Annotated in this window: 24 protein-coding genes and 2 pseudogenes; 8 read left to right on the plus strand and 18 right to left on the minus strand. The window is 63.1% G+C overall.

Annotated features, from left to right (window positions below; translation table 11 throughout):
* The 3 genes and pseudogenes from GBZ26_RS09805 to GBZ26_RS09815 form a co-directional block, all read right to left on the minus strand.
* Positions 1-831, minus strand: a pseudogene (locus GBZ26_RS09805) (hypothetical protein); the annotation flags it as partial.
* Between the two features lie 376 nt (positions 832-1207).
* Positions 1208-2233 (minus strand): UDP-glucose 4-epimerase GalE, encoded by a 1026-nt coding sequence (gene galE / locus GBZ26_RS09810; RefSeq protein ID WP_174438681.1) that lies wholly within the window; start codon positions 2231-2233, stop codon positions 1208-1210.
* Positions 2234-2439: 206 nt separating this feature from the next.
* Positions 2440-3744, minus strand: coding sequence for a nucleotide sugar dehydrogenase (locus GBZ26_RS09815; protein ID WP_174438682.1), 1305 nt, complete (start codon positions 3742-3744; stop codon positions 2440-2442).
* Positions 3745-3872: 128 nt separating this feature from the next.
* On the opposite strand from GBZ26_RS09815, the gene GBZ26_RS09820 reads away from it, so the two are divergent.
* Positions 3873-4676, plus strand: a complete 804-nt coding sequence (locus GBZ26_RS09820; protein WP_174438683.1) for an IS5 family transposase — start codon at positions 3873-3875, stop codon at positions 4674-4676.
* A 149-nt stretch (positions 4677-4825) separates the two neighbouring features.
* Here the strand turns inward: GBZ26_RS09820 and GBZ26_RS09825 are convergent, their stop codons facing one another.
* Positions 4826-5512 carry a hypothetical protein gene (locus tag GBZ26_RS09825; protein ID WP_174438684.1) on the minus strand — a complete coding sequence of 229 codons (687 nt, stop codon included), beginning with the start codon at positions 5510-5512 and terminating at the stop codon, positions 4826-4828.
* Positions 5513-5583: 71 nt separating this feature from the next.
* The gene (locus GBZ26_RS09830) at positions 5584-6873 is read right to left on the minus strand and encodes a tetratricopeptide repeat protein (protein WP_174438685.1); all 1290 of its coding nucleotides are present in this window, start codon (positions 6871-6873) and stop codon (positions 5584-5586) included.
* A gap of 281 nt (positions 6874-7154) precedes the next feature.
* On the opposite strand from GBZ26_RS09830, the gene GBZ26_RS09835 reads away from it, so the two are divergent.
* A complete protein-coding gene (locus GBZ26_RS09835; RefSeq protein WP_174438686.1) occupies positions 7155-8318 on the plus strand; it encodes a GSCFA domain-containing protein in 1164 nt (387 codons plus the stop codon).
* A 174-nt stretch (positions 8319-8492) separates the two neighbouring features.
* Here the strand turns inward: GBZ26_RS09835 and GBZ26_RS09840 are convergent, their stop codons facing one another.
* Positions 8493-8909, minus strand: coding sequence for a transposase (locus tag GBZ26_RS09840; protein WP_343207325.1), 417 nt, complete (start codon positions 8907-8909; stop codon positions 8493-8495).
* Here GBZ26_RS09840 and GBZ26_RS09845 point away from each other — a divergent pair.
* Positions 8850-9257, plus strand: coding sequence for a hypothetical protein (locus GBZ26_RS09845; RefSeq protein WP_174438680.1), 408 nt, complete (start codon positions 8850-8852; stop codon positions 9255-9257). The genes GBZ26_RS09840 and GBZ26_RS09845 overlap by 60 nt on opposite strands.
* Complete coding sequence (gene istB / locus GBZ26_RS09850; protein ID WP_174438688.1) at positions 9254-10087, plus strand: IS21-like element helper ATPase IstB; 834 nt, start codon at positions 9254-9256, stop codon at positions 10085-10087. Before GBZ26_RS09845 ends, istB begins: the two co-directional genes overlap by 4 nt.
* Before the next feature lie 466 nt (positions 10088-10553).
* On the opposite strand, the gene GBZ26_RS09855 is transcribed toward istB, so the two are convergent.
* From GBZ26_RS09855 to GBZ26_RS09910, 12 genes are read right to left on the minus strand one after another with little or no spacing between them, the layout of a single operon-like run.
* On the minus strand, positions 10554-13595 hold the full coding sequence (locus tag GBZ26_RS09855) for a polysaccharide deacetylase family protein (RefSeq protein WP_174438689.1): 3042 nt from the start codon (positions 13593-13595) through the stop codon (positions 10554-10556).
* 9 nt (positions 13596-13604) lie between these two features.
* On the minus strand, positions 13605-14402 hold the full coding sequence (locus GBZ26_RS09860) for an FkbM family methyltransferase (protein ID WP_174438690.1): 798 nt from the start codon (positions 14400-14402) through the stop codon (positions 13605-13607).
* Complete coding sequence (locus tag GBZ26_RS09865; protein ID WP_174438691.1) at positions 14399-15385, minus strand: motility associated factor glycosyltransferase family protein; 987 nt, start codon at positions 15383-15385, stop codon at positions 14399-14401. The genes GBZ26_RS09860 and GBZ26_RS09865 overlap by 4 nt, the downstream gene beginning before the upstream one ends.
* Positions 15386-15401: 16 nt before the next feature.
* Positions 15402-16028, minus strand: a complete 627-nt coding sequence (locus GBZ26_RS09870) for a PIG-L deacetylase family protein (RefSeq protein ID WP_174438692.1) — start codon at positions 16026-16028, stop codon at positions 15402-15404.
* Positions 16025-16786, minus strand: a complete 762-nt coding sequence (locus GBZ26_RS09875) for a cytidylyltransferase domain-containing protein (RefSeq protein ID WP_174438693.1) — start codon at positions 16784-16786, stop codon at positions 16025-16027. Before GBZ26_RS09875 ends, GBZ26_RS09870 begins: the two co-directional genes overlap by 4 nt.
* Positions 16783-17490, minus strand: coding sequence for a WbqC family protein (locus tag GBZ26_RS09880; RefSeq protein WP_174438694.1), 708 nt, complete (start codon positions 17488-17490; stop codon positions 16783-16785). The genes GBZ26_RS09875 and GBZ26_RS09880 overlap by 4 nt, the downstream gene beginning before the upstream one ends.
* Complete coding sequence (locus GBZ26_RS09885) at positions 17487-18500, minus strand: PseG/SpsG family protein (protein ID WP_174438695.1); 1014 nt, start codon at positions 18498-18500, stop codon at positions 17487-17489. Before GBZ26_RS09885 ends, GBZ26_RS09880 begins: the two co-directional genes overlap by 4 nt.
* Positions 18500-19519 (minus strand): N-acetylneuraminate synthase family protein, encoded by a 1020-nt coding sequence (locus GBZ26_RS09890; RefSeq protein ID WP_174438696.1) that lies wholly within the window; start codon positions 19517-19519, stop codon positions 18500-18502. Before GBZ26_RS09890 ends, GBZ26_RS09885 begins: the two co-directional genes overlap by 1 nt.
* Positions 19516-20460: a formyltransferase family protein gene (locus GBZ26_RS09895; protein WP_174438697.1), complete on the minus strand. Its 945-nt coding sequence runs from the start codon at positions 20458-20460 to the stop codon at positions 19516-19518. The genes GBZ26_RS09890 and GBZ26_RS09895 overlap by 4 nt, the downstream gene beginning before the upstream one ends.
* Positions 20451-21593, minus strand: a complete 1143-nt coding sequence (locus GBZ26_RS09900; protein ID WP_174438698.1) for a DegT/DnrJ/EryC1/StrS family aminotransferase — start codon at positions 21591-21593, stop codon at positions 20451-20453. The genes GBZ26_RS09895 and GBZ26_RS09900 overlap by 10 nt, the downstream gene beginning before the upstream one ends.
* Entirely contained in the window at positions 21590-22699 is a 1110-nt protein-coding gene (locus tag GBZ26_RS09905) for a radical SAM/SPASM domain-containing protein (RefSeq protein WP_174438699.1), read from the minus strand. Before GBZ26_RS09905 ends, GBZ26_RS09900 begins: the two co-directional genes overlap by 4 nt.
* Positions 22699-23736 (minus strand): nucleotidyltransferase family protein, encoded by a 1038-nt coding sequence (locus GBZ26_RS09910; RefSeq protein WP_174438700.1) that lies wholly within the window; start codon positions 23734-23736, stop codon positions 22699-22701. Before GBZ26_RS09910 ends, GBZ26_RS09905 begins: the two co-directional genes overlap by 1 nt.
* Positions 23737-24023: 287 nt before the next feature.
* Here GBZ26_RS09910 and GBZ26_RS09915 point away from each other — a divergent pair, with 287 nt between their 5' ends.
* From GBZ26_RS09915 to GBZ26_RS29930, 4 genes and pseudogenes are all read left to right on the plus strand, one after another.
* Positions 24024-25046, plus strand: a complete 1023-nt coding sequence (locus GBZ26_RS09915) for a GDP-mannose 4,6-dehydratase (RefSeq protein WP_174438701.1) — start codon at positions 24024-24026, stop codon at positions 25044-25046.
* Positions 25047-25091: 45 nt separating this feature from the next.
* A pseudogene (locus GBZ26_RS09920) lies at positions 25092-25478 on the plus strand (transposase); the annotation flags it as partial.
* A gap of 95 nt (positions 25479-25573) precedes the next feature.
* The gene (locus GBZ26_RS29925) at positions 25574-25873 is read left to right on the plus strand and encodes a helix-turn-helix domain-containing protein (protein ID WP_211104675.1); all 300 of its coding nucleotides are present in this window, start codon (positions 25574-25576) and stop codon (positions 25871-25873) included.
* A 148-nt stretch (positions 25874-26021) separates the two neighbouring features.
* Positions 26022-26205: hypothetical protein (locus GBZ26_RS29930; protein WP_211104676.1), on the plus strand; the 184-nt coding region annotated here is incomplete at its 3' end.

The raw sequence follows: 26205 nt of genomic DNA on the forward strand, positions 1-26205 counted from the left end.
CGCGGCCACGCCTTCCACGACGTGCCAGTGCCAGTCGAAGGGCAGTTCCGCGAACACCCGCTCGTGGTAGCGGATGAAGGGCTCGCCGTTCAGCACGATGGTGAAGAAGTGGATCGGCAGGGGATGTTCCACGGAACGGCGCAGGCGGAAGGCCGAGAAGCCGTTGCGGAGTTCCTGGTCGTCGGCGATCAGCTCATAGGCCGGATCGTTGAGGAGATACTCCCGCACCTCGTAGCATTTGTAGGCGTTGGTGTCGTCCAGGAGGATGATGGTGGCGCCATAGACCTTCTTCAGCTCGGCCATGCCGGTGAATTCCGATCCGTCGATCAGCACCATGTCGAAATGCTTGATGCCGTAGTCGGTGCGGATCGCCTCGACCGCGTTGCTGCCGACTCCGGCCTCGCGCACATACTGCGTGTCCTGCCGCAGCCAGTCGAGCACCAGAGGAAGCGGGTACTTGTTCAGCGACGTCGGCGTCTTTGTGTAGAAATTGGCGACCGTGTCCGTGCTCGGGAACTCGTCCACCGAGACGGAGGACAGATTGTAGCAGCGGACGAAGTCGTATTCCTTGTACGTATCCGCCAACTGCTTGAAGCGCGGGCGCGAAATCTCGATGCAGAACAGCAGGGGGTTGTGCGGATTGTCCTTTAACCCCTTGACGAAGGCTTCCGTGCTGCCGCCGCCGGCGGAAGAGCCGATCTCCAGCACATAACGGAGCTTCTCGGTCCGCGCCAGAGTCTCGATGAGTTGATAGAACTCATCGTTCTTGATCTCCGGCGGAATGATCCGCTCAAGATCGGACTCGGAAAGCGGCTTCGAATGGCTGGTCATTCATTGGCTCCAAAGACGGCGGCGCGCCGGGCATCGCTTGAGCGGGGCATCATAAGGCGGGGTGGGGGACCGGGTTGCAGGGTGTGGAATGGCTGCGGACGAAGCGCCGCCGCGTCCATCTCCATGGCATCCATCTGCACCGGTGCTTCTCCCAATCGACCTGTCGAAGACCATGTTCAGGGAGGCTGCGGCACAACCTTCCCCGATTGGCCCCTCAATTGGGCACCCGGATTGGGCGATGAGGGCGGGCGCACTCTATAAGCGGCAGCAACGCCAAGACAAGCGCAATCCACCGGTCCGCCTTTCCTGCATCGGCCCACAAGAAAACAGCCGCTCCGGCAAGGAGCGGCTGCGTGAAACCAATGCCGATACGGTGTCAGGCGCCGTCGCGCCCGGCTCTTTCCTGGTCCAGCCGCCGCTCCCAGGACAGGGCGCTGCGCACGATCTCTTCCAGGGAATCGTGCTTCGGAACCCAACCGAGCCGTTCCCGGATGCGGGCGGCGGCGGACACCAGTTGGGGCGGGTCGCCGGCCCGGCGCGGGCCGAGCGTGGCGGGCACCGTTTCGCCGCTGACCGACTCCAGGGTGCGGACGACCTCGCGCACCGAAGCGCCGCGCCCATAGCCGCAGTTCAGGATCAGGCTGTCGCCCCCGCGCCGCAGGTGGAGAAGAGCCAGCACATGCGCGTCGGCGAGATCGCTGACATGGATGTAGTCGCGGATGCAGGTCCCGTCGGGGGTCGGATAATCGGTGCCGAAGACCGACAACGCCGGCCGCTGCCCGAGCAGCGCCTGGCAGGCGACCTTGATGAGGTGCGTGGCGACCGGGGTCGCCTGTCCGGTGCGGCCCGCCGGATCGGCGCCGGCCACATTGAAGTAGCGCAGGATGACGCTGCGCAGCCCATGCGCGGCGCCGGCGTCGCGCAGCATCTGCTCCGTCATCAGCTTGGACGCGCCGTAGGGATTGATCGGCGCCGTCGGCGCATCCTCGTCGATCGGGACGCGCTCCGGCGCGCCATAGACCGCCGCGGTGGAGGAGAAGACCAGCTTGTCGATCCCATGCCGCACGCAGGCGTCCAGCAGGGTGAGGCTGCTCACGGTATTGTTGCGGTAGTAGGCGAGGGGCTTCTCCACGGATTCCGGCACGACGATGGAGCCGGCGAAATGCATCACCGCATCGACGCCGTGCTCGCGGATCACCTCGTCGAGCAGGGCGGGCGACCCGACGTCGCCCTCCACCAGCGGGACGGAGGCCGGAACGGCCTGGCGCCGGCCCGTGGAAAGATTGTCGATGGTGACCGCGGGAATGCCGGCGTCGGCGAGGGCGTGGAGAACGTGGCTTCCGATGTAGCCGGCCCCGCCGGTTACCAGGACGCGGGACGATGGAACCGGTTCACTGGTCATGCTTTGCGCTTCCTTCTCCGTTCCATTCGGCCATCGCCGGCCGCTGATCGTCGGTCAATCCTGTGCCGGAGATAAGAAGACGCCAAATCCCGTGTCAAGTTGACGAGAATAGTTCCTCTTCAGGAACAGTCATTCTCTTTGATGGAGGTTTCTCCCTATTCAGTGTTGCCACCACCGTTCCTGGCAGGCTTCCGGCGTCCGGAGCGTCACAGGCGCCAGAGATCCACGCCGTCCGGCACGCCGTCGCGGTCGAGCAACCCTTTCACGTCCATGACGAGGCCCTGGCGGTCCTTCAGGAGGCTGGTCATCAGCGACCAGCCTTCCGCCCGATAGGCGGCGTGGGGAACGGCCAGAACCACCGCGTCGGCAGGCGGGAGGGCGTCCCGCGGGGTCAGGGTGAGGCCGTATTCGTGCGCAACCTCCTCCGGCGAAGCCAGCGGGTCATGCAGGGCGACCTCCACCCCGAAGCTCGCCAGTTCCGCCACGATGTCCACGACGCGGGTGTTGCGGATGTCGGGGACGTCCTCCTTGAAGGTCAGGCCCAGCACGGTGGCGCGCAGCGGCCCGGCCTGCCCGGCGCGGCTGCGCAGAAGCCGCTTCACCGTCTCCTGCGCCACATACTGGCCCATGGTGTCGTTGATGCGCCGGCCCGCCAGGATGACCTCCGGGTTGTGGCCGAGTTGCTCCGCCCGGTGGGTCAGGTAGTAGGGATCGACACCAATGCAGTGGCCGCCGACGAGACCCGGCTGGAATTTCAGGAAATTCCACTTCGTGCCGGCGGCGGCCAACACGTCGCGGGTGTCGATGCCCATGCGGTGGAAGATCACCGCCAGTTCGTTCATCAGGGCGATGTTGACGTCGCGTTGCGTGTTCTCGATCACCTTGGCGGCCTCCGCCACGGCGATGGAGGCGGCCTCGTGCACACCGGCCTTCACCACACTGCCGTAGACCGCCGCGACGAGCGCCCGCGTCGCCGGGTCGGAGCCGGAGACGACCTTGGTGATCGTCTCGAAGCGGTGCTCCTTGTCGCCGGGGTTGATGCGCTCCGGCGAGTAGCCGATGGTGAAGTCCCGCCCGTAAGTCAGGCCGGACTCCCCTTCCAGCACCGGCACGCAGTCCATTTCCGTAGCGCCGGGATAGACGGTGGACTCGTAGACCACCACGTCGCCGCGCTTCAGATGCCGCCCGACGGTGCGGCTGGCGGCCAGCAGCGGGCGCAGGTCCGGGCGCCGGGCGTCGTCGATCGGGGTCGGCACGGTGACGATGTGGAAGTCGGCCTTCGCCAGATCCGCCGGGTCGTCGGTCAGGTGCAGGCGCGCTTCGGCCAGATCCGCGTCTGGAACCTCTCCCGTGTGGTCGTGTCCATCCCGAAGCGCCGCGATGCGGCGTGTGTCGATGTCGAAGGCGACCACGGGAATTCCAGCGGGCACGCCCGTCCGCCCGAACGCGACGGCCACCGGCAGGCCGACATAGCCGAGCCCGATCACCGAGATGCGGCGGGAGTGGGTCATGGCAAAGGGGTTCCTTACAGGGGCATAGAAGAGAGGAATGGTTTATACACATCCAACTAGGTTCTGTCGCCAAAGGGACTTGCGCAGAGCCGATCTGATCGCATTTGGTCCGAGTGCCGATCAGAACCATGTTGACCGACGCGATGTGGCGTCGGCTATTGCCCCTGCTTCCGCCCCAGAAGCCCAGGACCGGGCGGCCCTCACTCGATCACCGATACTTTCTCGAAGCAGTCCTCTGGCTGGCCCGCACCGGGGCGCCCTGGCGTGACCTGCCTGTGGATGTGATGAACTGGCGCACCGCGTGGCGTCGCCTGCAGCGCTGGACGGCTGCCGGGATCTGGGGCCGCATCGTTGCAGAGTTGCGCGCCATGGCACCGAACGCGGGCTGGGATGCGCACCTGCTCGACAGCAGTGTGATCCGCGCCCACGCCCATGCCGCCGGGGCACGTCATAAGTCGGGCGAGCAGGCGCTTGGCCGCTCGCGCGGTGGCTTTTCGACCAAGCTGCACCTGCGTGCCGACGCCGAGGGACGGCCGGTGGCGCTGCATCTCACCGGTGGCGAACGCCACGACCTGCTGGGCGTCGGCCCACTGTTCGAGCAAGGCGCCTTGCGCAGCGGAAAACGTGGGCGCCCGCGCTGGAAACCAGATGCGGTGATCGCCGACAAGGCGTACTCGGCCGCTTGGCTGCTCGACGTGTTGCGCCGCAAGCGCATCGTGCCGATCATTCCCAGTCGCGCCGACCAGCCGAGGAATCCAGACTTGGACCGCGCGGCATACCGGCGGCGGAACCTCGTTGAGCGTCTGGTCGGAAAGTTGAAGCAGTTCCGTCGCGTGGCGACCCGCTACGACAAGCTCGACGCCCACTACCTTGCCTTCGTCCAGATCGCTTCCGTCATGGTCTGGCTACGCAGCTTTGGCGACAAAACCTAGAGTTTCCAATGCCTCCCAAACCCGGATCGAACCGGAATAGGCCACTCCCGGCCCCGGCAGCATAGCCAAGGGTAGCAAAGTGGCCACATGGTTTGGATGCAGAGCGTCATCATCATCCAGAATGCCGAAGGCATCCGCCTCGACCTGCGTCAGCCCGCGCCAGAGAGCCGTGCTGCGGGAGGCTGAACCGTTCCCATCCGTATCCAGATCCAGAAGCCGTATCTGTCGAAGCCGGGGCCGCACCCGCTCAATCTCAGTCTCCAATCCGGGGACAGGACCAAACCGAACCAGCACGGCCCCACCCCTGGATGCGTCTGCTCCGCCAAGCTTTGCAAGCAGCGCGCGACGTAGGCCCGATCGCGGGAACCAACCCGCACGATGTAATCAACGGTGGAGCCCGGCGGCTGGGCGGTGAAGCCGGCAGCCTGCACCACCGCCGCTGCCAGGGCTTCGAACCGCTCCGCCAGAAGCTCCGGGCACACGTCGTCCAAATGCATCCGCAAGGCCGGCTTGCCGGTCGGGACCAGAACATCCTCCAGGAAGCGGGCTTGCGTGGGTGTGTCGGTCAGCCAGCCATCATGTGAAAGGAGACACTCGAGTTTGCGCCAGTCCGTTCGGAACGCTTCCGGCTCCTGAAGCAACCGCCCGATCCAGGGATGCCCTGTGCGCTTGCCCCCGAAGGCATCGCCTGCGACGACAAGGTCCGGATGCCACGTCTCCACCTCCCGGCTGAGGCCGCAAAGCCGGACATCGTGCCCCCGCCTGCGCAACAGTTCCATCAGGTCCGCCGGAACGACGCCTCCACCGCTAGCCGGTTGATAGAAAGCCAAGCGCATTGGTTTCTCCCTTGTCCGAGGTCCCGTCCCCTCGGGGGTATTGGGGTTATGTTATGCGACGCTTGGAAAGCCTATTCGATCTCGGGAAAGCTGGAGCGGAGAGGAGCGGCCAGAGGGCCAAGCTGGGCTAGGGCTAAGGGAATTGCTTCCGCCTCCTCCCGGCGGACGGTTTCCAGCAGACGCCGAGCTTCCTCCATGTTTCGCTGGGCATGGCAAGCACAGGCCCTGCCCAGCCGGCTCAGCGCTGGGGCCGCCCAAGGATAGGCTCTATCAGGCAGCAGCACCAGCGCATCCGCCAGTCGTCCTTGGGCAAGCCGGACGATCCCGGCGAAAACGCGCAGCCACGATTCGTCCCCAGTGTCCCGAATTGTCGCGCCGGCATCGGCATCGGCCGCCGTCATGTTTCCCAAGGACAGATTCACCATCGCCCGCAAGGCGACCGGCTCCGGTACCCCCGGAAGTGCCATCGCATCCAGCGCTGTCAGCGCGCTCTGGAACTCGCCTCCCAAAAGCTGCATCTGGGCGCTGAATATCCGCGAGTAGAAGGAAAGCGGTCCGGTTGGATGATGCTTCACGTAGGCTGCGAAATGGCTGAGCGCAGCTAGAATGTTCAAGCGGCGGCGCTCGATCTGGCCCAGCAGATAGTGAGGAAGCCCCGGCAGCAGGTCCGGGTCCAGTTCCAGAGCACGGCGCAGTACCGGTTCGGCGCGCTCCTCCTGCCCAGCGAAGAACAGGGCCCGCCCGCGTTCCCCTTCCGCCTCGGCGTGGTTGACCAGAAAAGGAAAGGAGTTCAGCCAATCGCAGGCTTCGGTGTAAGCGCCGCCACCATTGAGTTCGCTCGCAACCGCGACCAGCACGTCGGCCCTGACCTCCAGGGCGCGCTTTCCGAATGTAGCCGCCTGCCGGATCTGGTCCTGCGCGTCCTTCAGCCGGTCCAAGTTCAGCAGGCTTTCCGCAATCTCCAAAAAGCCGAGCGCCTCCGCGTCGCCGTCGATGGCGCGCAGCCCGTTCACAACAGCCTCAGCCGCCGCTGCTTGGCCCCGCCCGCGCAGCAGTTCCGCCAGCATGATGCCGGAGCCGAAATGGGCGGGGTCAATCCCGAGAGCCCGCTGAAACGCGGCCACGGCGGCATCTTTCTCGCCACACCGCGCCAGAGCCATGCCCATTTCATGATGATAGTTGGCGAAGGTGCTGCTCCGAATGCGCTCCCTCCAGGATGCGGTGGTTCCCTCATCTGGAGAAACCAAAGAAGAAGCGCTGGGAGGCATGGCGAACTCACCTTCGCGGAACGGAATGGCCGATATGGGTCGACCGGCAGGATGCCGTATCCGCCTGAAGGGCACAAGGCGGGGCTGACCCATGCCAGTATGCATCCGTCATCAGCAAGGCATTTGAAACATCCTGTTTTTTCGGATATTGGATAAGCTTGCCTTACCCAGCAACAGGGACATGTCTGATACCGGAATCCCGAATAACTCAAGAGAAATGGGCTTCAATCCCGTGCGGACCTGAGGTATTCCAAGAGTTAAAAGAACAGGGAAAGAGGTGACGGTGTTTTTCCGTCTGCCGCCATCGCATCCAAACGTTAAGACCTTTCACATTGCCAGGGCGCCGGAGAAGCAAGATGCAGGACCCAATGGACATGGCGTCCATGATCGCCGCCGGAAAGCAATGGCTGGAAAACGGCGACCCAGTCGCAGCCGCAGCCGCTCTGACCCCCATTGTAGAAAACGCCCGCCTGCTGGCCGATGCCCTGTTCCACCGGGGACTGGCGATGCACCGTCTGGGGGATTTTCAGAAAGCCCGGCATGATATCGTGCAGGCGGCACGCATTGATCTGGGTTTCTACACGCTAGGCCGTAATCTCGGGCTGGGTGGTTACCTGACGGAACTCTCGGGGCCGGTTACTGAGGTTGGGGAAGGTGTCTACATCCATGAAGGCACGGCGGGTAGGCAACAAGCCCGGCTCTGGCCAGTCGAAATGAACATTTCAGAAATTGTGCAGTTGCGCCGGCATGCGCAGCGCGAGCTTGTCGATTTGCTGCCACACCGTGAACGGTTCCTATCGCCTGGCGATAAAGTCATTACCTTTGGGTCCTGTTTCGCCGTCAACATCGGCCGTTCCCTGACGCGCCTGGGTTTAGATGTCCTAAACTACCTAATCCCTGAGGACATCAATTCCACGTTCGCCAACCGGCACATGCTGCGTTGGCTATGCGGTGAGCAGGATAAGTTTACTAGTTATTTCGCCAATCTGCAGGGTGAGGAGCGCCGTGCCTCGCTTTGCGAAGGCATCAAAGCGTCAAGGTTGCTGGTGGTCACAGTGGGCGTCGCGCCATGCCTGTTCAACGAGCAGAGCGGTGAATTCGCCTTCACAAGCCGGAAGAACGACAAGGTCGGCTTCGCCTTCGGTGAAGGCCCTTATCGCCTGCGCACCACGACAGTTGCCGAGAATACCGAAAATCTTGATTGCATATTTGACAGCCTGAGGCGAATGAATCCGGCCGCACAGATCGTCCTGTCGGTTTCACCCGTTCCACTGGTCGGTACCAATGAGTTTCCTTCCGTGATACAGGCTGACTGCATTTCCAAGAGCACCATCCGTCTGGCGGTACACGAGGTGACGAGCAAGCGTCCCGATATCCTGTACTGGCCGGCGTTCGAGATCGTCCGCTGGCTTGGCGGGCACAGCGACTTCCGCGTCTTCGGAAGCGACGACTGCCATTCCCGCCATGTGTCCAACGCCGTGATTGACATGATCATGGGACTGTTCGTAGAGCGGTACCTGTCTCAAGAACCCGCATAGGCTTCCGGCCAACCAATTCTCCTGTCCGGCCCACTCGCCGGTATGATGAGACCTGTGCGCGGTTGGGAGATGGCGGCGGAAAATCCAGGCTTTGAGAGCCAACGACCTGATTTATCGGCGGCCGCGGGCGCTGAAGGCAGCGCCAAGCGCGCCGCAGACACACTCCTCCCCTGATCATGCTGGAACGGGCTTCAGGATGGTCGCCGCCCGGCGCAGGTTGTAGGCGATGGCTGTAAGCCGGACCTGGAGGCCGAAGCGGGCCAAGCCGCGGTAGCGAGCCCGCCGCAAGCCGTAGCTGCGCTTCCACGTCCCGAAGATTTTCTCCACCCGGCCCCGGATCCTCCCGACTTGGCGGTTCCAGGTCTCCAGCCGCCGCAGCGCCGCCTCGCCACCCCAGGTGCCGCGAGCGGGAGGGAATGGACGACCGCCAGCGGCAAGAATGTGCTGGCGATTGGCATCTCCCACGTAAGCCAAGTCGGCGTAGACATCCCCTGGTTCCTGCGGAAGAACCGATCCCAGCATTTTCCCGTCGTGCACATTGGCGGGGGTCACCTCGATCGCACGCACGATGCCGCCCTCACCATCATCCACGCGCTGCGGCGCAAGCCGATGGCGCTGCTCAACCTCGTCTACCGCGACCAGCTGTTTCCCCGCCGCGCCTACGCCCGCGTCTTCGAGGCGCTGCTGGCCGCCGGCAGCGAGCGCCAAGCCTGCACCATCACCGTCGGCCTGCTGTCGCTCGCCCATGAACGCGGCTGCGAGGCCGAACTGGCCCACCGGCTCGACGCCGACCTGGACGCCGGCCGGCTGCCCGATCTGCCGGGCTTGCGCGAGCGATTCCAGCCCGCCGCCCCGGCCATCACCGACGTCGTGGTCGAGCTGGTGCCGCTGAGCCTCTACGACGAGTTGGGCACCGTCCGCCCGGGAGCCGCCGCATGAGCCCGTCCGATCCCATCGACACCGCCCGCCTGTCGCTGGCGCTGGGCGACCTGCGCCTGCCCGCGATCAAGCTGATCTGGCCGGAGTTCGCCGCCCGCGCCGACAAGGAGGGCTGGCCGGCCGCCCGCTTCCTCGCCGCGCTCACCGAGCATGAAATGGCCGAACGGGCCCGGCGCCGCATCGAACGCCACCTCGACGAGGCCCGCCTGCCGCCGGGCAAGACGCTGGAGACCTTCGAGTTCGGCGCCCTGCCGATGGTCAGCAAGGCCCAGGTCATGGCGCTCACCGCCGGGGACAGCTGGCTGGAAAAGGGCGCCAACCTGATCCTGTTCGGGCCGCCCGGCGGCGGCAAAAGCCATCTCGCCGCCGCCATCGGCTACGCGTTGGTGGAAAACGGCTGGCGCGTCCTGTTCGCCCGGACCACCGACCTCGTGCAGAAGCTGCAGATCGCCCGCCGCGACCTCGCTTTGGAATCGGCGATCGCCAAGCTCGACAAGTACCACCTGCTGATCCTCGACGACTTCGCCTACGTCAACAAGGACCAGGCCGAAACCAGCGTCATCTTCGAGTTGATCGGAACCCGCTACGAGCGCCGCTCGCTGTTGATAACGGCCAACCAGCCGTTCGGCGAGTGGGGGCGGATCTTTCCGAACCAAGCCATGACCCTGGCCGCCATCGACCGGCTCGTTCACCACGCCACCATCTTCGAGATGAACGTCGAAAGCTATCGGCGGCGAGCCGCCCTGGAGCGCAAACGCGGACCGGGACGCCCGCCCTCCCGCGCGACAATCAACGCCAACCAGATTGACGCGCCGCGACAGGAGGCTTGAAAACCGACGCCGCGCGCGACAATCATCCTTCAGCCGCGACCCCAGCTCTTCTCATCCTGATCGTCGCGCTCCTTCATCCAGATTGTCGCGCCATACTCGGCGGCGCCACACCGATCGAAGTCGCCACGCGGACGTCGCCGCAACCGGGGCCGGGGCATGCCCCGGCCCCGGTTGCCATCAACGCCCATTCAGGGCATCACATGAGGGGACTCGCACTCTGAGTGGAGGAAACTTGGGGAGCAGGTCAAGCAGGCGATCGATCCCGGACCAGTCAAGCAGGGCAGAGGCCTCATCCAGCGCGCTGCCGCGCCGTCCCTCCTCAGCCGGGAAACGGAATTCTTCCTGCCCGATCCGACGCCGCGCCATTGCTCGCCTCCATCGCCACCAACGCCATGGAATCAGCGATGCCACGCCGCCTTAACAGCTCCCGAGGTGAGCGCCGCGGCCCTTTCGCGCACAGGTCTCATCAGGCATTCATCTGACCGGAAAAGGCCCTTTCCAACCAGTCTGCAAACCCGTCTCCATCGCAATCCGGCGCGGTGAGGCGGGGCAGGGCGAAGAGATCGTCCGCTGGGCATGCCGCTCGCGGCTGCGTAGTCACGGCGGCGGCGAAGCCCGCTTCCTTCACGAGCGCCCGGGTTTCGGCGGTAAAGCTGCCTTCGTCGCCATAGGGATAGGCGAAAAGGGACACCGACCGGCCGGTCAGTTCCGTCAGGCGGGCTTTGCTGTCGGCGATCTCCATCCGCTGCTGATCGGCTTCCAGCAAGGACAGGCGGCCATGGCCCATGGTGTGGGCACCGATGTCCAGGCCCGGCATACCGGCTAGCCGCCGCAACTCATGTGCACTCAAGGCGCGGTGGCTCGCCCGGCCGGACAGGGAACGCCCGAAACGCTGCGCCAGCCCCTCCAGGATATGGAGCCGCGCCTGCGCCGAACCCGTCGTGTGAAGGACGCGGGACAAGCGCCGGTAAAAGGCGTGCCGGGGGGTTGGGTCCGTGGCGTCGAGGACGGTCCAGGCCGCGTTCCGTTCCCATTCCTCCGGGCTGTAGGTGGCGCAGCCGGTGAAATCGGCACCGATGCCTCCGGTTTCGGTGGGAAGGAACAGCCGTTCCGGGATGGTGCCGGGCCATAGGAACAGCCGCTCCAGCTCGTCCCACCAGAACTCCCGATCGCTGCCGATGGCCCCCGCGGTGACGAAGACCGTCGCCGGCACCTCATGGGCCGCCAGAAGGGGCGCCGCCAGATGCAGGTTGTCGGCGTAGCCGTCATCGAAGGTCACCGCCACCGCAAGGTCCGGCAAGTCGCCTCGCCGCAGTCCTTCCAGCAAGGCGGCAAGAGGCATTGGCGCCGCGCGCTTGCGCAGAACCTCCAGATGACCGGCGAAGCGGTCCGGCCGCACAGCCAACCGTTGCGGGTCGAGCGACAGCGATGTCACCCGATGATAGTTCAGGATCAGCGGCCCGCCCGGCCGCGACCGGGGGTGGGCCGGCACAGCGCCCGGCGCGCACCGGGTCACCTTCGCGGCCAAGACAACCTCGTAATCCATGTCATGGGCCATCAGCAGCGGAGCCGGCAGTTCTTCCGCCGCCAGCCCGTTCAAGAAGGCAGTCGCCGCCGCGGCGTTGCCGTGGCTGAACAGCTCGATTCGGTCATCAGGAAAGCCAACCTTCAACAGCTCGTTGGCGGAGCAACGGGTCAGGCGCCAACGATCGCCCCAACGGTCCATGTCATAGCGGCTGATCTGGGTGATCCCCGGAAGAGTTGCCAGCAGAACCCCGCCGGGAGCAAGGGCACGCCGCAGATTGCGCAGAGCCGCAGGCATGTCCGGCAGAAAATGCAGGACTTGGGTTAGGATGATGCAGTCGAAACGACCCTCGGGCAGCAGATCCGGATCGGCCAAGTCCCCGACCAGGGTGGCACCGGAGGAGGGGGTGGCATGCAGGATATCGACGCTCTTCACCCTGTCACCGCCAAAGCGGCGGGTATAGGTGTCGTCACCGGCTTCCAAAACCCGTCCTCGGATGCTGGAGGCTTGGGTGGCAAGAAACGCTTCGATGTAAACCCGGTCAACCGGCGTTCCGCGGTCGAATCCGAAAAGACGGCTGACCGGTTCCGCCTGCTCCAGCCGGCGCGCCAGAGTCAAAGCCCAACCCGACGGAAGCGCCGGGGACGGAAGCGCCGGACTCGGGTCGTGGCGGCCCTGGTCGAGAATGTCCGCGAACCAATCCAGGTAAGCGGCGACCGTCCGGGCCATGTCGAAGCGGGCTGGGGCTGTGGCCGCCGCGTTCTCGGCCAAACGGTGGCGCAGTTCAGGCAATCGGGCGAGACTGGCAATGCCTTCGGCCATGGCGTCATAAGCGCCAGCCGGGTACAGCAGGCCAGTCGCGTCATGATCCGCGGCCGCCCACCACGATTCGCAAAGACCATTGGCCGAATTCAGGGCAGCCACCTGTTCGGGAATGCCCCCGACGGCCGAAGCCACCACGGGCAGCCCGCAGCACAGCGCCTCCATGATCACGTTCGGGAACGTCTCTGCACGGGCAGCATGCACGTAAAGATCGGCGGCCTGATAGTAGAGGGCGACCCGACGCGGATCGCTCTGAAACGGTACATGAACCAGCCGGGCCGGGCCGATGCTTTCGTCCGGCGCCTCATCCCCTAAAGCGAGCAGGAGCAGGGGAGGGCCCTGCCACGCGTGGCTCAGCCGGGTCAGGACCAGACGCAGTCCCTCCGGGTCCTTGTAGGAACTGTGCCGAAAGCTGTTGGCGCAGAACAGCAGGATGAAGGCATCCGCCGGCAGTCCCAGCCTCGCCCGTGCGGCCGACCGGTCGCCCGGCCGGAACACATCCGTTGCCACGCCTTGGGGGATAACGCGCGTCTCCACCAGCCCAGCCCGGGGCAGGGTGCCTTCGGCCCGCTGCATCAACCAGCGGGAGGGGGACGCCACATACAGACGCGACGCCTGCAGCAGTTCCCGCTTCATCCTCCAATTCGATGCAGTGGCGTCGGCGCTGATGGCTGGATAGAGCCCAAGGTCGGGACAATCGCCGCATCCGCTCTTGTAACGGTCGCATTCCAGAGAGTGGGCGCAATGGCCACTCAACAGCCAAGCGTCATGCAGCGTGAGCACGGTCGGAACCTGCTGGCTGAGCCAGGGCAGGGCGCGGAGGTCGAAATACCAGCTGTGGAGATTGTGCAGATGCAACAGGTCGGGCCGTTCCGGAGCCAGGTCCAGAATGTCCCAACTGGATGGATAAAAATGGTCCTCCCGCCCAGCGCGCAGAGCCGTCCGGCGGGTCGGCAAATCGGGGCTTGGCGGAGCCAACGGATTGCGGGCGGGCCAGGTCCGTTCGCGGGGTAAGGCCAAGGCCCGGCTTTCCGACGGCTTCGGATAGCCGACCGCCAGCATGGCTGTGTGTCCATGCTCCCGATAGCCTCGGGTCAGCTCCGTCGCAATGCGTTCGGCCCCGCCGGCCTGCTCGTGGGAATTGACGGTCAGAATGCGCATGAACGGCTGCTAGGCGGAGCGGACGCGGCGGGCATGGATCAGGGCGAACCAAAGCTCGTCCCGATTCGCCAGGAAAGGCGGCTTGCTGGCCGGGTTCGTCTCCGCATCGAAGTCATGAATAAGGTAACGGAATCCGTTTTCGGCCAGAATGTTCAGAATATGCCCCAGCGTTTGAGAGGCGTTCGGCCAACCATGATACTCGATGATCATGCGGTCGATGTGATGCAGGCAATCGGACTGTTGCAGTTCCAGCAGTACAGGATACTCCATGCCTTCGATGTTCAGCTTGAGCATATCGACCCGCCCCTGGATGTAACGCGACAGGGAGACGGTGGGAACTGTCGTTCCACCTGATGCTTCCGCCATCATCCGGCCGCCGTCCGCTCCGTCCGGCAGAAAAGCTGACGTCCCCTGTCCGGGGGCGAGACCGGCTTCGACCACCGACACGCCCGACAAGGCGTTGCCGGCAATGTTCCGGTACAGCAGGGGCAGAACCTCCGGCGACGGCTCGAAACAAAGAACAGTCGCTTGCGGATGCCGGTGCTTGAAGCGTAGAGCCGTAACGCCAAGATGAGCGCCCCCATCGATGATAAAGGCATCGGGACGGGTGGCCGGAAAATCATAGATTCCCTGCATCAGAATGTTCCGGACCTCGCTGTACAACGCCAGCACATCGTCGAACGCTATCAGCATATCCTGATAGCGAGCGAGGCCAGGCGTTTTGCGAGGATAGCTGCGGATCGCGCTGCGCATGTCCTCAAGCGAATGGATCACCAGATCCGGCGTCAGATCGTTCAAATTGGTCAAAATTTGTCTCCGCCGGAGAGGGTATCCGCGAATAGGGATTCATACGCGACACGCTCGAACTCGTCCAGCCGGCCACCGGCTGTGGCGTTGACGATCCGTATCCCGTTCGCCTCGGCAATCAGGCGACACTGCCGATACTGACGCCAAAGCAGGCCGTAGTTCTGAAGCAGATCGTGGGTGCTGGTCACCACACGGCGCTCCTTATCCACCGAGAGGTCATTGATTGTAAAAGACGGAGTGAACGCGTACTTGTAGGTGCCGCTCCAGATTTCGTCATGATCGCAACCCAGGAGGTGGATGTCCCGGAAGCCCATGTACATGGCGATCATCAGGGCCATGATGGGCACCGACTGAACATTCGGCAACAGTTCGGTCAGGTTGGGCAGGCGCGGCGGCGGCGGCAGGATTCCCGCGGGATCAAAGGCGAGGTAACGGACCTTGCGGGTGGGAAACAGGCTATGACTTTCGACGATCTCGGCCTCTTCAGCGCTGAGCAGAAGCTCCGCGTCGCCCAGATATGGGTCCATAGTGGCAAAAAGGTCTGCGATCTCATCCGGAGACATCACTTGACGCGTGAACGTCGGGAAACAATGGTAGCGAGGCCTGATAAAAGCAAAATCCGGCAGATCATAGGTGCGCGAGACCGAAATCACCGTTTCTCCCGCCAGCCGGCGAAGATCCAACCCTACCAGGCTGGGCCCAGCTCCCAGGATAAAACAGCGTTCTCCACGGTGCCGGTTCTCCAAATCCTTGTTCCCCGCGGCCAGTCGGACGCGATGATCCCGAGGCAGAAAGATCCTGTGCTCCGTTCCGTCCGGCCGGCGCACCGTGACAGCGCCGCCTTCGGCGTGGGGAAGCAGGGCCGCTCCAATTTCCAAGGCGCGCAGCAAGGTGTCCGGGCTGCTTTTCCCTCCCACGGCGCGGCGAAAATCCAGAAGGGCCTGCGCAAGATCCTCCGGTATATCGACGATGTGATGTGCCATTTGCGCCAAGCCTTGCTCAGATCAGGTATTTGACCATGTGGAACCCTTCCGCGTAGCGGACGCCGGCTTGCCGCCCGAGAAGCGCCGCCTGCTCGCGGGCGTGCCTCTGCCAGACACCGTCGGTCCGCCCGTTCTCCGAAGCGAACACACCGATCAGGTCGAGCTTCGCCTCAAGGGTTCCGGAGATGTCGACCAGGAGCCGCGGCTCAAAGGTCTCCGCACCGGGATACCAGTTGCTCGCATAACCGAGCAGCCGCGGACACCGCCGGCTGGCGTGCAGGGTTGCTTGGAACAGAGCTCGATGGTCCGGGTGGGTGTCGCCCCCCCAATGCACCAGGGCCAAATCCGGCTGCACCGTCTCGAACAGCTCCACGAGCCGGGCGGTGAGGGGCTCGGCACAGGCAAGGGCAAAGGTGCGCGCAGTCCCGAGGACGAGTTGGGCGCGCAGCCGAGCGGCCGAAGCTTCCGCCTCGCGCCGGGCCTCCTCAGCCCTGCGGATTGGGCGGCCGTCGGGGGCGGCATAAGCGGAATCCGTAGCAACGTAGAGAACCAGTTCGTGCCCTTCCGCCGCCCAGCGCAGCAGGCTGCCGCCGCACCCGATCTCCACATCGTCCGCATGGGCCCCAAGGGCCAACACCTTCATCGTTCTTCTCCCATCAATGCACGCCCCTCCCAGACCCGTACGGCGTTGGTGACCAGCCATTCGGTTCCCGGCTCGCCGAAATCGGCTCCGTCCTTCCGGCTGTCCGCACTTGCGCCATCGCGCATCACGCCGTTCTGGTGCCGCCATTCCACCAGCATGGCTTCGGCGCGCGCCAAATCGACCGCCGTGTCCACCGTCAGGCGCAACCCGCGCGCTTTCTTGGGTTCGGGGGCCAACACCCGGGTGATCCGGAACACTTCGGGGTTCTCCAGGATGTATTCGTTGACGTGCTCACGATGGTGGGGAGCGTGCCCTTCCAGCCAGGAACGGGCCAGGGCCGGGAACGTAAAGACCTCCAACCCCACCCCCAGAGGCAGGTCAATGGTCAGGCTGTAATCGGCTCTGTCGGCCAGATGCCGGCGCAACAGACGCTCCCCCTCCTCCACATCCACAAAGGGATTGTCCGCCGTCGCCCGGATCACCTGGGTGAAGCCGAAACGTAGCGCGCAACGGTAATAGCGGTCCAGCACGTCCAGGGAAGAACCTCGGAAAACCGGAACCCGTAGGGCCTCAGCATGGGCCGCAACCGGATCATCGCCTGGCAGATCGCCTGTGGCCACCACCAGTTGAAAGTCGGCCTCACGGTCCAGCTTGGCCACGATCCGGTCCAGCATGGGAATGCCGTCCAATGGCCGGAGCACCTTTCCTGGCAGCCGGGTCGATCCCATGCGCGCCTGCAGAATAATGCCGACGCTCACGGACCAGTTTCCTGAACGTTTTTGGCCCGCAGGATTTCCGCCACGTCAGAACCGCAGTTGAGGAGCGCGTCCAAGCAGGAAAGATAAGGCATGAAAGGCCCATGGAGCTGCGGATAGACCGGGTGCCGGAAATCCTGGATAGTTAACGTGATGCCTGCTTCCACGAACCGCTCCGGCTCCAGATAGTCCAGGGCCCCTGTGCCGCTCAGATAGCTGGTGCCTCCCACGGCTCGCACCAGATCCACCAGCCGCTGGGTACGGGCGCCGGCAACCCCCAAGGACGAAGCCAGGACGATTTCCGGCTGCAACTCGAATCGTCGCAAGCATTCCTTAAGGAAAGCCAAATTGAGGTCCACCAGCCTTTCGAACGGGCCGCTCAGCAGCTCGGTGATCCAGGGAAACTCTTTACTGAAGTGGGCGGCATCTCGGTAATTTTCCTGAAGCTGATTCAGCAGATTCGCCTGCCACCCAGCCGACGTTGGAGCCAAGCGCATATGGTTGATCGGCGTGGTCTGGGGCGATTTCTCGACCGGCAGGGTCAGCCAATCGCTGCCCTGCCGGGTCTTGATCCGATCGCGATGATGCCACCCCCGCCGGAGGAACTGCGCATCGTCGAGCAGGATGAAGACGTCGGTGGAGAGAAGTCTGTCGAAAAACCCCAGATACGGCACGAAATCCGGTTGATGAATGCACACCCGCTTCATGCCGCCAGCTTTCCGATCAATCTCACGCAACGCTCCAGGCCCCCGCCATCGACCAAAAGCGGCCCGCATCGGGCCATGTCACGACGCCGTGCCGCTGAGTCCAGCAGCGAGGCCAGGCGCGCCGTCAGATCGCTCGGTCGAAGCGTCTCATAGTATCCCAAATCCAGCACGCATCCTGCGCCCACAAAGAAATCGATGGTGGCCCGTTCATGCGGTTCGGAGGCGATGGCGGCAGCCGGAACCCCGAGTGCGGCCAGTTCATAGAGCATGATGCCGCCGGCACAGAGCACCAAATCCATATTCCGAAAACAGGCGGCCAGATCCGGCACGCCCCGCATCACCGTGACCGGATGCGGAGACGCTATCCGGGCCGATATCAGACCCTGTCCCTGCAACGCAGCCGGCCCCAGATTCAGATGCAGATCCAACGGACCGGGCAGTGCTCCCAAGGCGGACAAAACACGGGCACTCAATCCGCGCGTGTCGCTGCCGCCGAAGCAGAGCAGCAGACGTCTGGCCCGGTCGGGTACTGGCCGCGGCGGGCCGGACCGGGCCATCTCCGGCTGCAGGATCATGTAAGCCGGCCCCTCGCACAGTTGGGCCCGGCAGGCGGTGGCGTCATAGCGCCCAGCCAGGGAGACGATGGAGTTGATGACCAGGTCGGCCTCCATCAACCCTCCGGCTTCGTCGTCCAGAGTAACCAGACGCCGAATGCCGGCTCGGCGCAGGGCACGCAGCAGGTCGACGGAGGTGTTCAGCACATCCAGGATGACGATCCCCGCCCCACAGGTCTGCGCCAGCGGCAGAAAGGCCTCATCGTCCGCCAGTCCATGCACGACCAGTCCGGCTTCTCGCAGCACCGTCTCCCCCGGGGTTTCCCGCCGCACCGCCAGGGCGACCGAAAACCCGTTTCCAATCAGCCGGTGTGCAAGCGCGCGCATACGGAAGATATGACCGAGCCCGATGACATGGCCGCCGTCGACTCGAATCAAAATTTCAGCGGCGGGCATCAGTCGGACAGCATGTTCCAGGCAATCAGGGCGCCGGCGGGAATATCCGTCCGGGCCGAGCGCCCGATCACCAGTTCCAGGTGATGGGGATGGATGCCGTCAGCGGGACGGCGAATGGTCAGATAGTCCGGCTCGATGCGGGTGCCGGCGGGAATGTCCACGATGGCGAACAGGGACTTGCGGGCCGCGCGCCGCCACTTCTCTTCGGTGGGAAGAATGCGCTTCACCCCGTCCCCCAAGGCCGCCGGCACCAGCCGGACCCGCTCCACCAACCGCCGGAAAGCCGTGGGGTCCAGGGATGCTTGGTGATCGGGCAGTTTCAAAGCGTGGTCCAGGGTCAGGTGCTTCTCGATCACCACCGCTCCCAGGGCCGTGGCCAGAACGCTGGTGAACTCATCGGTGGTGTGGTCGGACAGGCCGACCGGGAAGCCGAAAGCCTGCTGCAGGGTCTGGATGGCCCGCAGATTCGCATCTTCCGCCCGAGCCGGGTAGGACACCACGCAATGCAGAAGAACCAGATTCTGGTTACCAGCAGCGACGATGGTCTCCACCGCCCTCTCCACCTCTCCCAAAGTGCACATGCCGGTAGAAACGATCATCGGCCGCCCCTGCTCGGCAATGTACCTGAGAAAGGGAAGGTTGGTGAGGTCGTCCGATCCGGTCTTGTAGGCAGGAGGGTCGAAGCGCTCCAGCAGAGTCACGTCATTGGGGTGGCTGGGGGTGGACAGCCAACCGATGCCGATGTCCCGGCAAAAATCATCCAACGCCGCGTGATCGGCCTCCGACAGCTCATAAGCTTTGAAAAAGTCGTATTGGGAGATGATGGAGCCGTCTTCCATCGTGAAGGTAGCACCGGGCGTGCTGATCGTTTCCGCTTGATAAGTCTGGAACTTCACCAGATCCGCACCGCACTCCTTCGCAGCTTGGACCATCTGCTGCATGATGTCCAGACTGGCGTATTTGGCGCCGATCTCAGCGATGATGAGCGGTGTCGTCCGCGCTTCCGGCAACAAGCTCACTGCAAGCACTCCCCAGGCTTCAATGCGTTCATGAGAACGGTATGCTCCCATTCTTCAGCACCGCTTGGCACGGGGCTGAAGCGGATCAGGATGGTCCCGTCGATGGCCTGCACACGCGCCGTGCTGCTGGATGGACGATCCACGACCGTTCCAGGCGCAAGCGCGGCCCCTTGCATGCGCAAGCCTCGTTCAACGATTGCGTCATCAACACGCAATTCATGCTGCCCAAGCCGTGTCCGCGCGAAGGCGATCGGAGGCGCTACGGCACGCACGAAGTTCCGGATGCTATCAGCTGTCCCAGTCCAATCGATGTAGTCGTCCTTCACGGAGCGACGTGGCATGGAGAAACCGGTGCCGGGAGATTGCGGAATCCGTTCAAATTGCTCATTGGTCAGGAGAGGCAAGCTAGAGCGGAACAAATCCAGAGTGGTGATGCGGATGCGCGCGAGGAGTTCGCGTATCGTATCATCAGGTAGGATGGGCAGTGCCCGCTGTGCCACAATAGGCCCCATGTCAATCTCTTCTATAATTTCATGCAATGTTACGCCTGTTTGCGTTTCCCCCCGTAGCAAAGCCCACACCGATGGCGCAAACCCTCTGTACTTGGGAAGAAGGGAATCATGAACATTGAAGGCACCGATTCTAGCCATAGAAACGGCCTTCATAGATATCTTACGCCGATAATTGACAGAAATGATGAGATCCGGCTTAATTTCTGCAAGTTGTTGCAACAAAATTTCTTCATCGCCCCGGCTGTAGAAAATCGTCGGAACTCCAGATTGCCTCGCTCTATCAGCTACGGATTCAAACCATACAGTTTCGCCTGGATACGGATCATGCGTCACCACCAGAGAAACTTCATAATCCTGGCAGGACAAAGACCAATCCAGGCAATCAAAACCCGCATTGTGAAAAGCAAAAAAAACTATTTTTACAGACATTTATCAAGGCTTTCGACAACGTAATTGACGTCCTCCGGTGACATTCTTGCGAATAGAGGCAATGTAAGAATTCTGTCCGCCATTCCATCAAGAACCGGCATGAATATTGACTCATCTCGAAAAGCACTGAACCAATGAATAGGCGTATAATGAATGCTGGTTTGCACACCACATTCAGCCATACGCGCCATCAGATGCTCACGGCCAGCATATCCGCACGGCAGAAGTATCGGAAAGATATGATAGGATAGGTTACCATTGCTCTCGGGGAATGGGACAGTTACCTGTGGCACCTGGCGTTTCAAGCGCTCTCGATATTGCCGTACCAAACCGCCCCGGTACGCGTTTCCGGACGCCAATTTCCTGAGTTGCGATATGCCCAAAGCTGCCCGCATCTCATCCATGCGGAAATTATAGCCGGTCGCCACCACGTCGTAGCCGAAGGCATGCCCTCGAAACCGGGCATAGCTGTTGCTGGTCATGCCATGGCTGCGCATCAGGCGCAGGCGCTCGGCCACATCGGCCCGCGCCGTAACCACCATGCCGCCCTCGCCGGTGGTCATGTTCTTGTTGCCGAAGAAACTGAAGCAGCCGGCATCGCCGATGGTCCCCAGTTTGCGCCCGCGCCACTCCGACAGGGGACCGTGGGACGCATCCTCCACCACCAGCAGACCATGGCGCCGTGCGATGTCCAGGATTTCATCCATACGCACCGGATAGCCGCCGTAATGCACCACGACGATCGCCTTGGTGCGTGGCGTGATGCGCCGCTCGACGTCGACCGGATCAATGTTCCATTCGTCTTCCGAACAGATGTCGGCAAGCACCGGCGTCGCACCGACATAGCGGACGGCGTTGGCGGTCGCGACGAAGGTGAGGGCCGGACAAATCACCTCGTCTCCCGGCCCGACTCCCAGCGCCGCAAGGGAAAGATGCAGCGCGGCCGTGGCGTTGCTGACCGCGACGGCGCTGACGCCACCGCTCAGGGCCGTCGCGAAAGCCTGTTCGAACTCCTGAATCCTGGGCCCCATGGTCAGCCAGTTGGATTCCAGCACCGCCATTACGGCGGCCCGGTCATCCTCATCCAGTCGGACATCGCTGAAGGGCACACGCCATTGACGGGGCGACGTCATACGCTCAATCCTTCCCGGCGCCAACGATCCGGCGTTTCCAAGGCGGCTACGCTTTCTGTTCCGTCAACGTACTTCTCCGCCGTCACGACCCGCTCGCCCATTTTCACCTCCTCCGACCGGGTCGCAAGCGGCAGGTAACAGTTGGCACAAGGCTTCAACGCGGCACAGCCCTCGTGCCGGGCATGCAGGTCCCGTATCCGCGTCATCTCCGGACCGTGCCAGATTTCGTGCAGGGTCTGGCGGTTGGCGTCGCCGACGACGATCTCCTGGCTCTCGTCGTTGGCGCACATCATGCAGGTGCCATCGGCCCCCACCACCAGGCGCTGATAAATTTGGGGGCAGGAAAAGTCCGGTATTTTGGGCAGGGCCACCTTGTCCCTCATAAAATCGATCAGCGGATTGGCGCTGACCAAATCGGTGATCGGAGCGAAGATGGCGTAGAATTCTTCCGGCTTTTCGGCGATGGCGGGAAGGATCGACTGCACCTTGATCGCTGGCTTCACACGTCCGGCCTCTCGGCGCAGGCGCGCAAACTCCGTCAGTTTGGCCACCATATCGTCAAAGCAGGCTGGGCGGCGGATCTGCTCGTAAACGGCCCCCACGCCATCGATGGAGACGGTAATCCAATCCAGCCCCGCCTCCATCAATTCCTGGAACAGCGCACCATCAAGCCGCATCCCGTTGGTCAGAGTGGAAACCTCGCGGATTCCTTTCTGCTTGGCGTAGCGGACACAGTCCACGATGCGGGGATGCAGGAAGGCTTCGCCCCGAAGGGACAACCGGATGGAATAGACGCCGCCTGCAGCGCATTCATCGACCAACCGCGTGAACAGGCCAAAATCCATCAGGCGTGCGTTCACCCGCTCCCGGAAATGGGCACTGATCGTGTAACACATCGGGCAGCGCAGGTTACAGATGGACGCCAGTTCGAGATCGACATGAAGAGGATAGTTGGCGACCCGCTTCTCATGCGGAAGGCTCGTCCACTGCCGGCGGTTCTCCGCATAGTCCTCGGCCCAGCCATGGCCGCGGGCACGCTCGAACGCGGCGGCACGTTCAGGCGTATCGAGGGTGAACTGGCCTTTGTTAATCGGAGTGTAGGACATTACACGTCCGCCTCGGCGGGCTGTTCCGAGCAGGCGGCTCCAAACATGCCCTCATAATCACGCCGGGCTTGTTCCAACTGATCCGGTAAACCGATGTCAATCCAATAGTCCCGCATCGGGAAGGAACCGACACGCAGCCCCTGCCGAAGCGAATCCTCGATTAGGGTCGTGGCATCATAGCGGGTCTGATGCGGTATCCAGTCCAGGAGGGACGGGTTCAGAACATAGATGCCGGCATTGATGAAGTGGCTGAGGATCGGCTTTTCCCGCATGCCCGTGACCCGCGTTCCCTCCAGTGTGACAATGCCATAGGAAAGCTGCTGGGTCTGCTCGCGCACAGCGACGGTCAGGGCATTCCCTTCGCGCTGGTGCGTACGCAGCATGTCCTCGAACGGAATCCGTGCGAGAATGTCGCCGTTCATGACGATGAAAGGGTGATCAGGCCGCTCCGGCAGGAGAGAGAGGGCGCCGATGGTTCCCAGCATCGTGTCCTCGCGCAGAAACCGCACGGTCTGACGATAGCGTGGTACCGCCTCCACCGCCTTGATCACAGCTGGTGCCATATAGTTCAAGGCAAGGTATATCCGCTCACAGTGACTGGCCAGAAGCTGATCGAGGAGGGTGAACAGGATCGGCTGGTCGCCGACCGGCAACAGAGGCTTGGGCGTGTGCTCTGTTAAAGGACGCAGCCGCTGCCCCAAGCCACCGGCCATCACCACGGCTGTCAAGGCTGGCGACGATTCCCGGACATTGAACACATCCTCGATTAGCAACAGATCGACAACCCGACCGGCGCCGTCCAGAATAGGCAGTTCATGGCAATGTGCCCGGCGCATCAAAGCCAGCATTTCCGACGGCGTCATGTCGGGCCGTCCGACCACCGGATTGCGGGTCATAATCGTATGCAAAGGGGCAGAAAAATCCTGGCCATTCAACCGCGCCCGCCGGAAGTCGCTGTCGGCGACCACACCAAGAAGGCGCCGTTTTGCATCAACCACCAGCAGGATACGTTTGTGGGCACGCTCCAACTGCGCCATCCCTTCCTGGATGGGCAGAGCGGAATCAGTGCAGGCGATGCTAAAATCTCGACCTTCCATATGTTTCCAATTTCCTCTGCGCTAAAAACACGCCCACCCTTCAGGGCTTTCCAAAAGCCGAGATCAATCGCCTCCCCGATCACCCACATCCTACCACGTATGATCTGAGCCCGAACAGCCAGGGATAAGTCTGGACGTTGCCGAAGGGAACTGGCAAGCATGCCGCGTCCGCGCCGAAATCAAAACCTTGCGACGGTCAGGACAGTATGATGCGATAGGAGTTCAGCGTGACAGACCCCCAGGCTGATCCTGCTCAGGTCTACGCCGGGCAAACCGTCCTGGTGACCGGAGCAGATGGATTCATCGGTAGCCATCTTGTGGAAAGGTTGGCACGGGCAGGGGCCCAAGTCCGGGCGTTTACCTTTTACAATTCCTGGAATTCCCTGGGGTGGCTTGCCGACGTGCCGCAGGCCACCCTGACTGCCGTCGAGATTTTCCCGGGCGACATACGCGATGCCGAGCGGGTGCAAAAGGCGGTCGCCGGGCAAAGCTTCGTTTTCCATCTGGCTAGCTTGATCGCCATTCCTTACAGCTATTCGGCTCCGCGGTCCTATGTGGACACCAACATCGGCGGCACATTGAACGTACTGGAAGCGTGCCGGCGTTCAACCAGCCTGATCCGGCTGGTCCATACCTCCACATCCGAAGTCTACGGCACAGCGCGCAGCGTTCCGATCGCGGAATGCCATCCATTGACCGGTCAGTCTCCTTACGCAGCCAGCAAAATTGGCGCAGATAAAATGGCCGAGAGCTATTACCTATCCTTCAAATTGCCAATGGTAACAGCCCGGCCCTTCAACACATTTGGGCCTCGCCAGACGGCACGGGCTGTAATTCCCACTATTCTCAGCCAACTCCTGAGCGGGTGTGATGCATTGCGGCTGGGAACGTTAACCCCAACCCGCGACTTCAACTATGTGACTGACACGGCGGAGGCTTTTCTCGCACTGGGGGCCTGCGGCGCTTCGGAAGGCCAGACCCTGAACATTGGCAGTGGCCGGGAATGGAGCATTGGCCAAGTTGCAGAACTGGCTATGGAGGTCTGCGACCGTCAGGTCCCTATCCTTCTCCACGAAGACCGCCTTCGCCCACCGGCCAGCGAAGTCGAACGTTTGCTGGCAGACAACAGCCAATGCGTTTCCCTTACCGGCTGGCAGCCTCAAATTGGGTTTCGCGAAGGACTGACGAGGACTGCAAACTGGATTCGCACTCACCTCGACCGGTTCGATTCCAACCGCTACGCGCAGTAAGGGAGGCCGCATACAGCAGCCCATGATGTAAAAGCCTGCCGCGTCACGGTGCTTGGGGCGTTGAGCGCCGAAGGCATGCTGGCCGCCATGAGCATCGAGGCGTCCACCTCCTCCGCCGTGTTTCTCGCCTTTGTCGAGCAGGTGCTCCAGCCCGGCGCCGTGGTCGTCATGGACAACCTCTCCGCTCACAAGCGCGCCGATATCCTCGCCGCCTTCGAAGCCGCGGGGATCCGTGTCCGCTTCCTCCCGCGCTACTCGCCCGACCTCTCGCCCATCGAGCCAGGCTGGGCCGAGCTCAAAGGAATCCTGCGCGCCAAGGAAGCCCGCACTGTCGATGCTCTCAACCAGGAACTCGGCCCAGCCCTCAATACAATCACCGCCACCGATGCCAAAGCGTGGTTCAAGCTATGCGGCTACCCGAATCTAAACTGAGCTGAAATCCGCTTTAATGGTGCATCCGGCAAATTGAGGGAATTTTAGAGGGGCGAGTGGGTTGAAGGGAGAAATCCCCTCAAAGGTGGCGTGTCATGACCGTTCATGCCCGTTCCGTCGGCGCCGAAGAGTTGAGTGCTTTGACGCAGTTGGCGCGTTCCCGCACCCGTGGCGCGGGTTTGGTTCGGCGCGCCCAGATCGTTCTGCATGGCGTGGAGGAGGGCTGGGGCGCGCCGGAGATCGCCACCCGCATGGGGCTGAGCCGCAAATGCGTGCGGTTCTGGCTCAAGCGGTTCAACGAACAGGGCCTTGCCGGTTTGCATGAGGCGATGCGCTCGGGGCGCCCCCCACCTACACCGCCGAAGAGCGCGGCACGGTGGTTACCACCGCCCTGACTGCGCCCGGTGAGTTGGGCCTGCCGTTCGCCTGCTGGACGTTGGATCGCCTGGTCGCCTACTTGGGTGAACGTGGCGTTGGCATGCGGCGCAGCCGGATCAGCGAGATCCTGCTGGCCGAAGGCCTGAAGTGGCGGCGTGAGGAGACATGGTTTGGCGAGCGTGTCGATCCGGACTTCGCTCGAAAAAGGGGGCTATCGAGCAACTCTACACCGCCGCCCCCACCGGCAGCGTCGTGATCTGCCTGGACGAGATGGGGCCGCAGGCGTGCAAGAGCTATCCGGGCCAGCGGCTGGTAGCCCCCGCCGGGCCGAAGGCCGAGCGTGCCCGGC

It is taken from the genome of Azospirillum formosense, assembly GCF_013340925.1.
Lineage (GTDB): Bacteria > Pseudomonadota > Alphaproteobacteria > Azospirillales > Azospirillaceae > Azospirillum > Azospirillum formosense.